General features: G+C 27.8%; 17 protein-coding genes. 16 read left to right on the top strand and 1 reads right to left on the bottom strand.

Annotation, left to right across the window (positions count from 1 at the left end; genetic code table 11):
* The first annotated feature begins 98 nt into the window (after positions 1 to 98).
* The 14 genes from rplU (at position 99) to VN21_RS13735 (ending at position 12,310) form a co-directional block, all read left to right on the top strand.
* Complete coding sequence (gene rplU / locus VN21_RS13795; protein ID WP_021428602.1) at positions 99 to 410, top strand: 50S ribosomal protein L21; 312 nt, start codon at positions 99 to 101, stop codon at positions 408 to 410.
* A gap of 11 nt (positions 411 to 421) precedes the next feature.
* Positions 422 to 739, top strand: a complete 318-nt coding sequence (locus VN21_RS13790; protein WP_046823766.1) for a ribosomal-processing cysteine protease Prp — start codon at positions 422 to 424, stop codon at positions 737 to 739.
* A 14-nt stretch (positions 740 to 753) separates the two neighbouring features.
* Complete coding sequence (gene rpmA / locus VN21_RS13785; RefSeq protein ID WP_021428632.1) at positions 754 to 1,038, top strand: 50S ribosomal protein L27; 285 nt, start codon at positions 754 to 756, stop codon at positions 1,036 to 1,038.
* A 262-nt stretch (positions 1,039 to 1,300) separates the two neighbouring features.
* The gene (obgE, locus tag VN21_RS13780) at positions 1,301 to 2,578 is read left to right on the top strand and encodes a GTPase ObgE (RefSeq protein ID WP_046823765.1); all 1,278 of its coding nucleotides are present in this window, start codon (positions 1,301 to 1,303) and stop codon (positions 2,576 to 2,578) included.
* A gap of 30 nt (positions 2,579 to 2,608) precedes the next feature.
* Positions 2,609 to 2,977: a YhbY family RNA-binding protein gene (locus VN21_RS13775; RefSeq protein ID WP_021428595.1), complete on the top strand. Its 369-nt coding sequence runs from the start codon at positions 2,609 to 2,611 to the stop codon at positions 2,975 to 2,977.
* Positions 2,978 to 3,165: 188 nt separating this feature from the next.
* Positions 3,166 to 4,500, top strand: coding sequence for a CoA-disulfide reductase (locus VN21_RS13770; protein WP_046823764.1), 1,335 nt, complete (start codon positions 3,166 to 3,168; stop codon positions 4,498 to 4,500).
* Positions 4,501 to 4,716: 216 nt separating this feature from the next.
* Positions 4,717 to 5,067 carry a cation:proton antiporter domain-containing protein gene (locus tag VN21_RS19370; RefSeq protein WP_332840886.1) on the top strand — a complete coding sequence of 117 codons (351 nt, stop codon included), beginning with the start codon at positions 4,717 to 4,719 and terminating at the stop codon, positions 5,065 to 5,067.
* A gap of 22 nt (positions 5,068 to 5,089) precedes the next feature.
* The gene (locus VN21_RS13765) at positions 5,090 to 5,983 is read left to right on the top strand and encodes a cation:proton antiporter (protein ID WP_332840885.1); all 894 of its coding nucleotides are present in this window, start codon (positions 5,090 to 5,092) and stop codon (positions 5,981 to 5,983) included.
* A gap of 116 nt (positions 5,984 to 6,099) precedes the next feature.
* Positions 6,100 to 6,861 carry a MerR family transcriptional regulator gene (locus VN21_RS13760; protein ID WP_046823763.1) on the top strand — a complete coding sequence of 254 codons (762 nt, stop codon included), beginning with the start codon at positions 6,100 to 6,102 and terminating at the stop codon, positions 6,859 to 6,861.
* Positions 6,862 to 6,993: 132 nt separating this feature from the next.
* The gene (locus VN21_RS13755) at positions 6,994 to 7,686 is read left to right on the top strand and encodes a response regulator transcription factor (RefSeq protein ID WP_021428618.1); all 693 of its coding nucleotides are present in this window, start codon (positions 6,994 to 6,996) and stop codon (positions 7,684 to 7,686) included.
* Positions 7,683 to 8,924 (top strand): sensor histidine kinase, encoded by a 1,242-nt coding sequence (locus VN21_RS13750; RefSeq protein WP_046823762.1) that lies wholly within the window; start codon positions 7,683 to 7,685, stop codon positions 8,922 to 8,924. Before VN21_RS13755 ends, VN21_RS13750 begins: the two co-directional genes overlap by 4 nt.
* A gap of 80 nt (positions 8,925 to 9,004) precedes the next feature.
* Entirely contained in the window at positions 9,005 to 9,688 is a 684-nt protein-coding gene (locus tag VN21_RS13745) for an ABC transporter ATP-binding protein (protein WP_046823761.1), read from the top strand.
* A complete protein-coding gene (locus tag VN21_RS13740) occupies positions 9,681 to 12,065 on the top strand; it encodes an ABC transporter permease (protein WP_046823760.1) in 2,385 nt (794 codons plus the stop codon). Before VN21_RS13745 ends, VN21_RS13740 begins: the two co-directional genes overlap by 8 nt.
* A gap of 8 nt (positions 12,066 to 12,073) precedes the next feature.
* Positions 12,074 to 12,310, top strand: a complete 237-nt coding sequence (locus VN21_RS13735; RefSeq protein WP_046823759.1) for a hypothetical protein — start codon at positions 12,074 to 12,076, stop codon at positions 12,308 to 12,310.
* 67 nt (positions 12,311 to 12,377) lie between these two features.
* Here VN21_RS13735 and recX read toward each other — a convergent pair whose 3' ends face one another.
* Positions 12,378 to 13,019, bottom strand: coding sequence for a recombination regulator RecX (gene recX, locus VN21_RS13730; RefSeq protein WP_046823758.1), 642 nt, complete (start codon positions 13,017 to 13,019; stop codon positions 12,378 to 12,380).
* 137 nt (positions 13,020 to 13,156) lie between these two features.
* On the opposite strand from recX, the gene nadD reads away from it, so the two are divergent.
* On the top strand, positions 13,157 to 13,846 hold the full coding sequence (gene nadD / locus VN21_RS13725; protein ID WP_152650817.1) for a nicotinate-nucleotide adenylyltransferase: 690 nt from the start codon (positions 13,157 to 13,159) through the stop codon (positions 13,844 to 13,846).
* 2 nt (positions 13,847 to 13,848) lie between these two features.
* Entirely contained in the window at positions 13,849 to 14,412 is a 564-nt protein-coding gene (yqeK, locus tag VN21_RS13720) for a bis(5'-nucleosyl)-tetraphosphatase (symmetrical) YqeK (RefSeq protein WP_046823757.1), read from the top strand.
* The last annotated feature ends 100 nt before the right edge of the window (positions 14,413 to 14,512 follow it).

The following is a 14,512-nucleotide window of genomic DNA, read 5'->3' as shown; positions in this document are numbered from 1 at the left end:
TATAGTATTATTTATAAATGTAGTGCCGCTCAATAAAGGTTTGTAAATCTCTTATGAGTACCTTGTATTGGCGAGTTTGAGACCGAGGAGGTGTATTTATGTACGCTATAGTTAAAACTGGAGGAAAGCAATACAAAGTTGCTGAAGGTGATGTAATCTTCGTAGAGAAGTTAAACGCTAACGAAGGTGATGTAGTTACTTTAAACGAAGTATTAGCTTGTTCTAAAGATGGAAACTTAGTAGTTGGAGCTCCAACTGTTGATGGTGCATCTGTAACTGCTAAAGTTGTAGAGCAAGGTAAAGCTAAGAAAGTTATAGTTTTCAAATATAAAGCTAAAAAAGACTACAGAAGAAAGAACGGACATCGTCAAGCTTACACTAAGTTAGTAGTTGAAAAAATAAACGCTTAATTGTAATTGCCATGATAAAAGTTAAATATTATCAAAACGACGATTTCATGCTTAAAGGTTTTTGTCTTAATGGACATGCTGACTATGCAGAACTTGGTTCTGATATTGTATGTGCTGCGGTCACATCCAACGCATTATCAGTTATAAATTCTTTAAGTACATTGCAAAAAATTGAATTTGATAAAGTTGTAGGCCAAGAAGGTCACATTGAATGCATTGTTAAAGATGAATATCTAGACAAAGCTCAATTGTTACTGCAACATTTTCAATTAGCTATTAGTGAAATTAAAAGGGAATACCCAAAAAATATAAAAATTCTAAAAAAGTAGGAGGTGACTCCAGAATGTTAAAAATGAACTTACAATTACTTGCATCTAAGAAAGGGGTAGGATCTTCTAAGAACGGTAGAGATTCTGTTTCTAAAAGATTAGGTGTTAAGAGATTCGATGGACAAGTTGTAACTGCTGGAAGTATAATAGTTAGACAAAGAGGAACTAAGATACATCCAGGAACTAACGTAGGTAAAGGTGGAGATGACACTTTATTCGCATTAGTTGACGGTGCTGTTAAATTCGAAAGAAAAGACAAGAAAAGAAAAAAAGTAAGTGTATACCCAGTTGCTGAGTAATACGCTAAAAAAAGGAGTGTTCATACACTCCTTTTTTACTTACTAAGAAACTATATTAAATTAAAGTTTTTTATAAATTATAGAGCTAATTTAAATTGATTTATAAAAAGTAAAAAAGACTTTTGAGCAACGGACAAAGTCGTTGGCGACATGAGCGAAGCGAATTTTTAAAATATAATGATTAAAATAGCTCGGAGAGAATTTATATTATAGATTGTGGCAAATATAAATAAAAAAGCTTTAAAAAAGAAGGTGAATTAATATGTTTATAGATAAGGCTAGGATATTTGTAAAAGCTGGAAACGGTGGTAACGGATCAGTATCTTTTAGAAAAGAAAAATACGTTCCAGCAGGAGGACCAGACGGAGGAGACGGAGGTCGTGGAGCTAGTATAATATTTAAAGTTGATTCAGGATTAAGAACATTAATGGATTTTAAATATCAAACTAAGTATTCTGCACAAGCTGGTGGAGATGGAACTAAAAAAAGACAAGCTGGTAAAAACGGTGAAGATTTAGTTTTATTAGTTCCTCCAGGAACAATAATAAGAGACGAAGCAACAGGTCTTATAATAGCTGACTTAAAAGAAGAAGGCGATGAAGCAGTAGTTGCAAAAGGTGGAAGAGGTGGAAGAGGAAATCAACACTTCGCCAATGCAATAAGACAGGCTCCTGCTTTTGCTAAATCAGGAACTGATGGAGAAGAAAAGTGGATAATATTAGAGTTAAAAATGATAGCTGATGTTGGTTTATTAGGCTTCCCAAATGTAGGTAAATCAACATTCTTATCAGTAGTAACTAAAGCTAAACCAAAAATAGCTAACTATCATTTCACAACTTTAACACCAAATTTAGGAGTTGTACAAACTAAGTTTGGCGAAAGTTTTGTACTTGCTGATATACCAGGACTTATAGAAGGTGCTGCAGAAGGTATAGGATTAGGTCATGATTTCTTAAGACACGTTGAAAGAACTAAGGTATTAATCCATATAGTCGATATATCAGGAATAGAAGGCAGAGATGCTTTAGAAGATTTTGATAAAATAAATGATGAGTTAAAGTTATATAATGAAAAGTTATCTACTAGACCTCAAGTTGTTGTTGCTAACAAAATAGACATAATGGAAGATGAAAGTAACTTTGAAAACTTTAAGAATGAATTAGAGTCAAGAGGATACAAAGTATTCAAAATGTCTGCAGCAACAAGACAAGGAATTGATGATGTTATAGCTTATGTTGCTCAATTATTAAACGAAGTTGAAGACGTTGAGTTAGTAACTGAAGAAGAAATGTATAGACCAGAATTAGTTGAAGAAACTGAAGATGGACTAGAAGTTGAAATAGAAGATGGAGTATATGTTGTTACAGGTAAAGCTTTAAGAAGAATAATGTACTCTGTTAACTTTGAAGATATGGAATCTGTTCAGTTCTTCCAAAAATCTATGGAATCTCAAGGTGTATTTGATAAACTAAGAGAAATGGGCATAGAAGATGGAGATACTGTTAAGATATACGATATAGAATTCGAATTCTATAATTAAAACTAATTAAAGACGTAAAGAGGTGGACACATGTTAAAAGGTAAGCAAAGAGCATACTTAAGATCTGTTGCTAACACTTTAAAACCTATAACTCAAATAGGTAAAGAAGGAGTTACAGAAAGCTTTTTAGATCAATTAGAAGATATGTTAAAAGCTAGAGAAATAGTTAAAGTTTCTATATTAGAAAATGCTGGATTAGATGCTAAAGAAACTGCAAATGCTATATGCGAAGCTATAAGAGCAGAATTTGTTCAAGCTATAGGATTTAAGTTTACTATATATAAAAGAAATGAAGAAGATCCAAAGATAATATTCCCAGGACACGAGCAAGCGAAAGCTAAAAAAGTTGATAATACAGTGTCTAAAAAAGGAAGACCAACTAAAAAATCTAGAAGATAATTTATGAGATACCCAATTTAACTGGGTATCTTTTTTTGTGAAATTTTAAAATTCAAAAAAGTAGAAAAAATGATTGAAATGTGTTAATATATCATAAATAATGGGTAACTGCTATATTATAATTTAAAACTAGACACAAGAAATTAAGAAATTTATTTAAAATACATTATTTTTTAAGGAGAAAAGAGATGAGAGTTGTAATTATTGGTGGAGTAGCAGCTGGAATGAGTGCTGCTGCAAAATTAAAAAGAATGAAACCTGATTATGAAGTAGTTGTATATGAAAAAACAGATGTTGTATCATTTGGAGCATGTGGACTTCCATATTTTGTTGGTGGCTTCTTCGATGATCCTCAAAATATGATAGCAAGAGCGCCTGAAAAGTTTGTTGAAAGTGGAATAGACTTAAAAATATTCCATGAAGTAACTTCAATTGATACTGATTCAAAAAAATTAAAAGTTCAAGATGTAAAAAATGGAGAAATATTTGAAGATTCATATGATAAATTAATGATAGCAACAGGGGCTAGTAGCATAATACCTCCTATAAAAAATGTTAAACTTGAAAATGTGTCAACATTAAAGAGTTTAGATGATGGTATAAAAGTTAAAGAACTAATGAATAGAGATGAAATAAAAAAAGTTGCTATAATTGGTGCAGGATTTATAGGTCTTGAAGCAGTTGAAGCAGCTAAAAAATTAGGGAAAGAAGTAACGGTATTCCAGCTAGAAGATAGAATTTTACCTCAAGTATTTGACAAAGAACTTACTGATATATTAGAAGAAGAAATTAAAAATCATAATGTTGATTTAAGATTACAGGAAATAGTTAGTGAGTTAGTTGGAGAAGAAAAAGTTAAAAAGGTTATAACAAATAAAGGTGAATATGATGCAGATTTAGTTATAATAGCAACTGGAGTAAGACCGAACACAGCCTTTTTAAAAGATAGTAAAGTTAGCATGCTACCAAATGGAGCAATTATTGTTGATGAGTTTGGAAAAACTTCAGTAGAAGACATATATGCAGCGGGTGACTGTGCAACTATAAAAAATATAGTAACAGGTAAAGATTCATATGTTCCACTTGCAACAGGTGCTAATAAATTAGGAAGAATAGTTGGAGAAAATTTAGCTGGCGCTAATAATAGTTTCCAAGGGTCTTTAGGGTCTAGTTGTATAAAAATTATGGATATGGAAGCTGCATGTACAGGATTAACAGAAGTACAAGCAGAAAAGTTAGGAATAAAGGTTAAATCTAAGTTTATATCAGACTTTAACCAAACTAATTATTATCCAGGAAGAAATAAAATGTATGTAAAGCTTGTATATGATGCTGATACAAAAGTTATATTAGGAGGACAAGTTGCAGGATATAAAGATGCTGTTCAAAGATGTAATGTAATAGCTGCATCTATATTTGGAAAATTAACAACTAGCCAATTAGGTATGCTAGATTTATGTTATGCACCACCATTTGCAAGAACATGGGATATACTTAATGTAGCAGGTAATGTATCTAAATAATTAAAATATAAAACTGATAGTAATACTTATTAAAGGATTACTATCAGTTTTTTGCGTTTAAGGAAAATATATTCAATAGAAAGTTTTAAACAATCATTAAAAATATGAATAATAACCACTTATAATATTAATTTTACTTATGATAAAAGCAATAGTAAAATAATACTTGGAATTGATAAGATAAATTAATTTATATTATAGATGGAGGTTATATATATGGAAAATACAGTAGAAGCTATTGCTACCAATAATTTATTAATAATATTTTCAGCAATAGTTGTAATAGGAGTCATATTAGGTAAATTAAGTGAAAAGCTTAAATTACCAGATGTAATACTATATTTAATAGCAGGAATCATAATAGGGCCAGCAGTTTTAAACTTAATAAGTGTAGATTCATTTCCTATAGAAAACAATCTTATATTAACTTTTGGATCAGCATTTATTCTTTATGAAGGTGGCCGAGAAGTTAACTTAAAAGTTTTAAATAAAGTAAAGGTTAGTGTAGGGCTATTAGCAACATTAGGAGTTTGTAATATCAACTATAGTAGTAGGAGTTGCTACTAATAAAATTTTTGGACTTCCAATAATGACATCTTTACTTGTAGGAGGAATAATAGCATCAACAGACCCTGCAGCACTTATACCAGTATTTAAGCAAGTTACTATAAAAGATAAAATAAAGCAAACAGTAGTAAGTGAGTCGGCATTTAACGATGCAGTAGGAGCTATAATTGTAAGCACACTTCTTGCGATAGTTACATCAGGAAGCTTTTCAGCCGGAGAAAGTGCAAAAGAGCTATTAGTAGCAGTTGTTGTAGGAGTTATAGTGGGGATTATTATTGGATATATATTCTCAGTTCTTATATGTGATAATAAATGGGGAATATTCCATTCATACGCACCTATAATATCTATACTTAAAGTTATATTAGCTTATGAAATAGCAACATATTTACATGGAAGTGGATATATGGCGGTATTTATAGTTGGACTTATAGCTGGAAATAAAAAATTATTTGGATTATGGGTTCCTGAGGAATCTTTCCAATCTGAACATCACTTTAGAGAGAGTGTAGCATCTTTATGTCGTATGTCAATATTTGTGGTATTAGGTGCACATGTTGATTTAGGAGCACTAGCTAAATATTGGTTACCTTCTTTGATAGTAGTATTAGTTTTAATGTTTATTGCAAGACCACTAGTAGTATTAATTTGTACAGTATTTGATATTAAAGCTAAATGGAAAATAAACGATAAATTATTTATGATGTGGGTTAGAGAAACTGGAGTTATACCAGCTGCATTATCTGGGATAGTTGTATCGATGAAAGTTCCAGGATACGAGATAATATCTTCGATAGTATTTATGACAATACTAATAACTTTAATAGTTCAAGCTAGTACTACTAAGTTAGTAGCTAAAAAGTTAGATGTATTAGAGTTTGATGAAGAGAACTTAAAGCAAGAAAAAGCTGCATAAAAATCAAGTTAGGATGTCTTTTTAGACATCCTATTTTTTATAAAACAAAAATAGGTTAAAATTATTATTGACTCTAACACTATGTAATACCTTAATATATTTTTAAGGAGGCAAATATGTATAAAGTAAATGAAGTTTCGAAACTAAGTGGAGTAAGTATTAGGATGCTTCACCATTATGATAAAATTGGAGTTTTAATTCCTAGTAAAAAAACTGAAAAGAATTATAGGCTATATAGCGATCAAGATATAAAAAGATTATATCAAATCTTAATACTTAAAGAATTGGATTTTCCATTGAATGAAATTAAAAAAATTTTAGATGATAAAAATTTAAATAAGAAAGAAGTTTTATCATTTCAAAAAGAATTGATATTAGAAAAAAGAAATAGGTTAAATAATATAATTCAGTCTATTGATGAACAAATAAATGATTTAGGAGGAAATAAGAGTATGAGTAAAAAAGATTTTAAGGTATTTGATTATGAAAAAATTAAACAGCACGAGGAAAAATATAAAGATGAAACAAAGAGAAAGTATGGGGATAGTGATGCTTATGGTGAATGTAAACAAAAAACTAGTTCATATGGCGAAAACGATTGGAAGAAAATAAACGATGAAGCTAATAAAATTTATGAAGAATTGGCACAATTGATGGATAAATCTCCTGCAGATGAAGAAGTGCAAATTGTGATTGGAAAATGGAGAAATCATATAAGTGAAAATTTTTATGACTGTACTATAGAAATATTTAGAGGCTTAGGCATAATGTATGTAGCAGATGAGAGATTTACAAAAAATATAGATAAGTATAAATTAGGATTAGCTCAATTCTTAAGTGATGGAATTAATGTATACTGTGATAAACATAGTAATTAAAAATATATAGCAACTGAAAAAATAGAAAGTGGTATGAGGTTAAATAAAAATTAATTTCATACTACTTTCTATTTGTTTTAAAAGACCTTCATAGTAAAATATATGTAAAAGGATAATATAAAGGAGCGTTTTATGGGATATATTTTATTATTAGAGGATGATAGGTCTTTAAATAGGGGAATAAGCTTTAAATTAAAAAGAGAAGGATATAAGGTATTTACAACATTTAGTATAAAAGAAGCTAAAGATATATTTTTAAATGAGAAAATTGATTTGATTATATCTGATATTGGACTTCCTGATGGAGATGGGTTTGAGTTTTGTGAATATATAAGAACTATAAGTGATGTTCATATAATAATGTTAACTGCATTAGATCAAGAAGTTGATATAGTTACTGGGTATGATGTTGGAGCGGATGATTACATTACAAAACCATTTAGTTTAATTATTTTAATATCCAAAGTAAATGCAATTATGAAGAGAATTGGAAACTCTAGCAATGAAACATGTATAAGTTGTGATGGTATAACTTTTAACTATGTAGATAGTAAGCTTACAAAAGAAGAAAATGAAATAATTCTTAGTAAAAATGAAAGTAAATTACTTAAGTATTTAATGGAAAACTCATGTCAAACTATAACTAAAGAACAATTGATGGAAGCGTTGTGGGATATTGATGGAAATTATGTGGATGAAAATACTGTAGCGGTGAATATAAGAAGACTTAGACAAAAGGTCGAAGATAACCCATCTACGCCTAAATTTATAAAAAATATTAGAGGAATTGGATACACTTTTGAAAAGAGGTGTATTAAAAAATGATAGATTTATTAAGAAGAGAGCCAATTGTGAAGCGTATATCTATATATATGGGGATAGGATTAATAACGATTTTATTTATATTTAGCATGAATCAATATAACAATTTAAAAAACATATATTTAGAACAATTAAATATAAATAAAAAAATTGTGGGGTCTATAGTAAGTGAACACCCAGAGCTTGAGGCAGACATAGTAAATAATATATATATTAATGATAAAGACTACAGTGATTTAGGCGAGAAGGTATTGAAAAAATATGGATATGATAAAAATTATAAAATGATAGAAAATATAAATTTTCAACAACATATAAAGTATTTCCTGGTAAATAATTTAATTGTTTTTGTAGGAATCATAATATTAATAATGTTAATAATGTGCAATTTGATGAAATATGTATTTAATAAATTAGATAAAGTAAGTAAAAATGTAGAATGTATAATTCATGGGAAATACAATATAAAAGATGCTTTTAAAGAAGAAGGTATATTCAATATAATTCATTCAGATTTAAATAAATTATCAAAAAGTATAAATATTAAAATTAAAGATTTAGATAAAGAAAAAGAAAATATAAAAGAGCTAGTAACTGATATATCACATCAACTTAAAACTCCATTAGCGTCTTTGAAATTATATAATTCATTGTTATTAGAAGAAGATTTAGATGAGGAAGATAGAACTGAGTTTTTGAAAACAAGTGGTATGTCTATAAATAAATTGCAAAGTCTCATTGAGTCTTTAGTAAACATATCAAGATTAGAAACAAGTATGATAAATATAAAAAAAGAAAATAAAAACATAAAATCAACAATTATTAAGGCTATAGAAAGTGTAAAACCAAAAGCTATTAATAAATGTATATCTATTAATTTAAATGATTTTGATGATAAAATAGTACCTCATGATTCTAAGTGGACAGAAGAATGTATATTTAATATTTTAGATAATGCAGTTAAATATACTAACTTAAAAGGGAAAATAGATATATATGTTCAAGATGCTATAAATTTTATGAGGATTGATATAAAAGATAATGGAATTGGAATTGATAAAAATGAATTTAATAATATTTTTAAAAGATTTTATAGAAGTGAAGAAGTTCAAGAGTTAGAAGGTTCAGGGGTTGGACTTTATTTAAGCAGAAAAATACTTGAAAGCCAAGGTGGAAATATAATTGTATCATCTCAAAAAGGTGAAGGTAGTAAATTTTCTTTGTTTCTTACGAAAGTGTAAGACTTTATGAAAGTGTTATGTAAGACTTAAAGCTTAACATTAAAGTATAAAAAGTAAGAAAAAGAGAAGGAGAAAACTATATGAGTATATTAAAAACTAGGGGCTTGAAAAAATATTATGGAGAAGGAGAAAACTTAGTAAAAGCAATTGATGACAATAACATAGAAATAATTGAAGGGGAATTTGTAGCTATAGTAGGAAAATCAGGTTCAGGGAAAAGTACACTATTACATATGATAGGCGGGCTAGATAGACCGACAGATGGAAAAGTATTTATAGATGGTAAGGATATATTTTCATTAAAGGACGAATCTTTAGCTATTTTTAGAAGAAGAAAAATAGGATTTATATTCCAATATTATAACTTGATACCATCGCTAAATGTTTGGGAAAATATAGTACTTCCTATAGGTCTTGATAATAAGGCTGTAGATGAAGAATTTATAAATGATATAATAAAGGCTTTAGGGTTAAGTGATAAAAAGGAGTCACTTCCAAATACTTTATCAGGAGGTCAACAACAAAGAGTTGCTATAGCTCGTGCATTAGCAACTAGACCATCTATAATATTAGCTGATGAACCAACTGGAAACTTAGACTCAAAAACATCAGATGAGGTAATGAGTTTGCTAAAATCTATGATAAAAAAATATAACCAGACATTAGTTATGATAACTCATGATGAAACTATAGCACAAATGGCAGATAGGGTTATATATATTGAAGATGGAAAGGTCTTAAAAGGTGGTGTTATAAATGATTAACACTACTAAAATAGCAAAAAGTAATTTAAAACAAAATAAGTCAAAATCTACACTAATTATTATTACTATAATTCTAGCAACTACACTTTTAACTGCTGTTGGATTGACTTGTGCAGATTGGAATTTTTTAAGTAAAGAAAATGTTAGGAAGTACTCAGGAACTCAACATGGAGTTTACAGAAAGATAGATGAGCAAAAACTAAAGCAAATTAAAGCTCATTCTCAAATTGAAAAAATTGGAATTATAAATAGCATAGGAAGTAAGGATTATGAAGATGAGACTAAAATAGGTATAGGATATATAGATAATAATGCTATAGAATTTAGTAGTAAAAATTTTATAGATGGAAAACTTCCAACTAAAAAAAATGAAATTGTTTTAGATGATTTAGCTTTAGAGAAAATGGGGTATGAAAAAAAATTAGGTCAAAAGATTAATTTAGAATATGAAGATTTTGCAAAAAAGGGGACTACTAAATCAGAGTTCATATTAACTGGAATTACAAAAGTAAATGAAATTTCTAAACTTAAAAAATCTTATGCTGGCATAGTATCGAAAGATTATATGGAATCAACTAGAGATATGGATAAAGAAATTTCAAATGTATTTATAACTATAAAAGGTGAAAATAAATTATCTGGGGAAGAACTTATATCAAAAGTAGAAAAAACAGGTAAAGACTTAGATATACCAAAGGGTAGCATAAATGTAAATGAAGATTATATAAATACCTTAAAGCCAGATACTCAAGTTATAATGTGGGGAGCTACAATAGCAATAATAGTTATATTATCTAGCATATTAGTAATTTACAATATATTTTATCTATCAATAACAAGTAAAGTTCAGGAGTTTGGAAAACTTAGAGCTATAGGAGCTACTAAAAAACAAATAAAAGCAATTGTTTTAAAAGAAGGTATATTTTTATCTACAATAGCTGTACCACTAGGAATTGCATTAGGATATGCAATAAATAAATTTGTATTAACAAAAGTATTTTTTAATGGAGCAGATGTACAAAACCTTCCAATAATAATAGGTGTTATGGGTGTAAGTTTCTTAACAGTATTTATATCTTTGTTAAAGCCTATGAAGGTTGCATCAAAAGTATCTATTATTGATGCTGTAAGATATAGTGGTGATATAAAAACAAAATCTAAAACTAGAAAAGGATATAAATATATAAATATAAAAAGACTTTCGAATGCAAATTTAAAAAGAAATAAAAAGCGTACTTATGTAACTATAATATCACTTTCATTAAGTGGAATAATATTTGTTGTTATAGCTAGTGTTTTAAATAGTATAAATGCTGAAAAAATGGTAAGAGATCATTTTTCATATGATATAAGTATAAACTTATCAGGATATACTTTTGGAGAAGAAGATAGTCCAAACACTGAATTTAATATTTTACAAACTAAAAATCCATTAGGTAAAGGTTTTAGAGGTGAACTATTAAATATGGATGGTGTTGTGAGTTTAGAAAGCATAAATACCACTAAAGTAGAAGTTAATAATTTAGGAAATGAGTATAAATATGAGCAGTTATCAGGAATAGATGAGAAAGATTTAGAGGATTTAGAATTTTATCTTGAAGATGGAAAAATAGATATTGAAAAGTTGAAAAGTGGAGATGAGATACTTTTTGCATATCCAGAATTAGCAAAAGAGTTTGGCATAAAAGCAGGAGACAAAATAACTTTAACATTATATGATGGAAAAGATAAGTTTAATAAAACATTTAAAATTCAAGCTATAACATCAGCTACAGGTGTTTTTTTAATTCACAATGATGTATTTAAAAATTTGTTTAAAACAGACACAACTAACACTTTAGGTATACATGTTGCTGAAGATAGTTATGATGAAGTAAAAGAATTTATTAAAAACTTAGATAAATCAAATGAATATATAGACGCTAGATATATAGATGATGAAATAGAATTAAATGAATTATCTATAAAAATGACTAAAGCTGTAGGATATAGTTTGGTTATAATAATAGGGGTTATAGGATTTATGAATTTAATAAACTCTATGATAACTAGTATAATAACTAGAAAAAAAGAATTAGGAATGTTACAAGCTATAGGTTTAACGGATAAACAACTTATAAAAATGTTAAATATTGAAGCTATGTTTTACACAGGGACTATGCTTTTAAGTTCCTTAACACTAGGAAGTGGGTTAGGATATATTGCTGTTTATGTTTTTAGAAAGACTGGAGCTTCTTATGCATCATATGCATTCCCGCTTATTCCTATTTTAATTATGGTTTTATGTATAGTAATTGCACAGTTAACATTAACTTATATAATAAGTAAGAATTTTAATAAAGAATCTTTAATTGATAGGGTTAGGTACAACGAATAAAACAAAAAATGATAGATAATAAAAATGTAGGTGATTTTAAATTTATAATTTTAGAAGAAGTAATTTCTAAGGAACGTAAATTATCAAATTGGGATAATTTAATAATGAGTTTTAAAATATTTATAAAGAAAATCAATGTATCTCCTGAAAAATGGTTTGGTATAGATACAAGTATTGTTGAAGTAGAAAAAGTACCTATAACTATAGGTAGAATTAAAAAGATTAAACTTAAACGAGTAAATTAGAATATATAAGTATTAAAAATTTATGGAGTCTTCAAAACATAATTATTTTGAAGACTCCATAATTTATTTAATAATAATCTGACTCATCACAATTAAGAAGTTTGTTTAGAACCCTTTTTATAATGTCATAACTAAATCCTTTATAAGCTAAATGTTGAGAAACTTTTTGATATATTTTGTTTCTATCTTCATTTTTTACACGCTCGTATCTCTTCTTAGCTAAATGCATTGCATTTTCAAACTCTACATCACTATCTATATCAGATATAACAGAGTCTATAGTACTTCTATCAATACCCTTATTATATAAATTTTGCTTTATTCTGTTTTTACCGCACTTATTAACTTTTAAGTTTGTATTAGTTATTCGCTGAGCAAGATCTTCATCATTTACAAAATTATACTTTCTTAAAAAAACTAAGACTTCTTCTATGGTGTCTTCATCAAAGTCATTAGATAATTTACTTATTATATTTTTTTCTGATTGAGGTGCTTTAGAAAGTATTGATAAAGCTTTGTTTTTAGCTTTTATATACATTTCATCATGTAGTAAACCCCTTAAAACCTCTTCATCAATTTCCATTCCTTTTTTTAAGTTTAATGTAAAAACTAGTTCTTTATAAATTCCCATAAAAAACTGTTCATTTAAATATATGTTAACTCTATCTTCGCTTTTTTTCTGAGCTTCTATTTTTGTTATTATAGACATAACTACCTCCTTTATAAAACTGAACTCAATGCATTTTAATCATGTACAAAATTATACCGTAAAATATAGAATAATTGTATCAAAGAAGCTAAAATTAATGATACAATAAAAGTATAAAGGACAAAAGGAGATTTTTAATGAGAATTGATGAATTAGTATTAAAGGCAAAAAATTTTAACAACCTAAAGTCAAATTTTCATAAAATGGGAAATGAGAATGTAAATATAGGTATAATGGGAGGAACTTTTGACCCTATACATTATGCGCATTTAGCAACAGCAGAATATGTAAGAGAAACTTACAATCTTGACAAAATACTTTTTATACCAACTGGTAACCCACCTCATAAATCAAAACTAAGAACGGATAAAAAAGATAGATATAATATGGTTTTATTGGCTACAATGAATAATGATGATTTTGTTGTTTCGGATATGGAGATAAATAGAAATACTAGAACTTATACAATAGATACTTTAAAAGAACTACATAAAATTTATCCAAATGCTAATATATACTTTATAACTGGAGCTGATACTATTTGCGATATGGAAAGTTGGAAAAATGTTGGGGAAAATTTTGAATTAGCAACTTTTATAGCAGCAAATAGACCGGGAATAAATTCTAATGAAGCTAAAATGAAAATAGAAAGATTAAAATCTAGATATGATGCTAATATAAGGTCAGTAAATGTTCCTTCGCTGGATATATCGTCAACTTATATAAGAAACCATATAAAACATGGTAAATCTATTAAATATTTAATACCTGAATGTGTGGAATCTTATATTTATGAAAAAAAAATATATACAAATGGAGTTGAATAATTTTGGATTCGCAAAATTTAATAATTAAATTAAATGAAATGCTACCTAAAAATAGAATGTTACATTCTGAAGGTGTTGCTAAGTGTGCAGTAAAATTAAGTAAGATATATGGATACGATGAAGAAAAAGCATATTTAGCAGGTATACTTCACGATTGTGCAAAGTATTTAAATCAAGAACAAGTTGAGTATTATGTAAAAAAATATGAAATATACTTAGATGATTATGAAAAAGAAAACTTAGCACTGTCTCATAGTATAATAGGATCAGTTTTAGTTAGACATGAATTTTTTATAGATGATTTAGATATAGTAACTGCTGTTAGGTATCATACTACAGGAAGATCTAATATGGACATGCTAGAAAAAATTATATACATAGCCGATATAATTGAAGAAAATAGAAATTATCCTGGAGTAGAAGAACTGCGAGAGCTAGCTTATAACGGTCAAATGGATAAGTCATTATTACAATCATTCGACAACACTATAAAATTAGTAATAGATAGAAAGCAAATAATACACCCTAGAACAATAGAAGCTAGAAATTTTATTTTAAAAAAGTAAATAATTTTTATAAAATAAATCACAATAAATATAAAACTGAAGATTACGGTATATATGCAGTTCTAGCAGAGTATGATGAATTAGAAAAAGGAGATTTAGT

The sequence above is a fragment of the Paraclostridium benzoelyticum genome, assembly GCF_001006285.1.
Lineage (GTDB): Bacteria > Bacillota > Clostridia > Peptostreptococcales > Peptostreptococcaceae > Paraclostridium > Paraclostridium benzoelyticum.
This window is presented reverse-complemented; position numbering and strand designations above follow the sequence as displayed.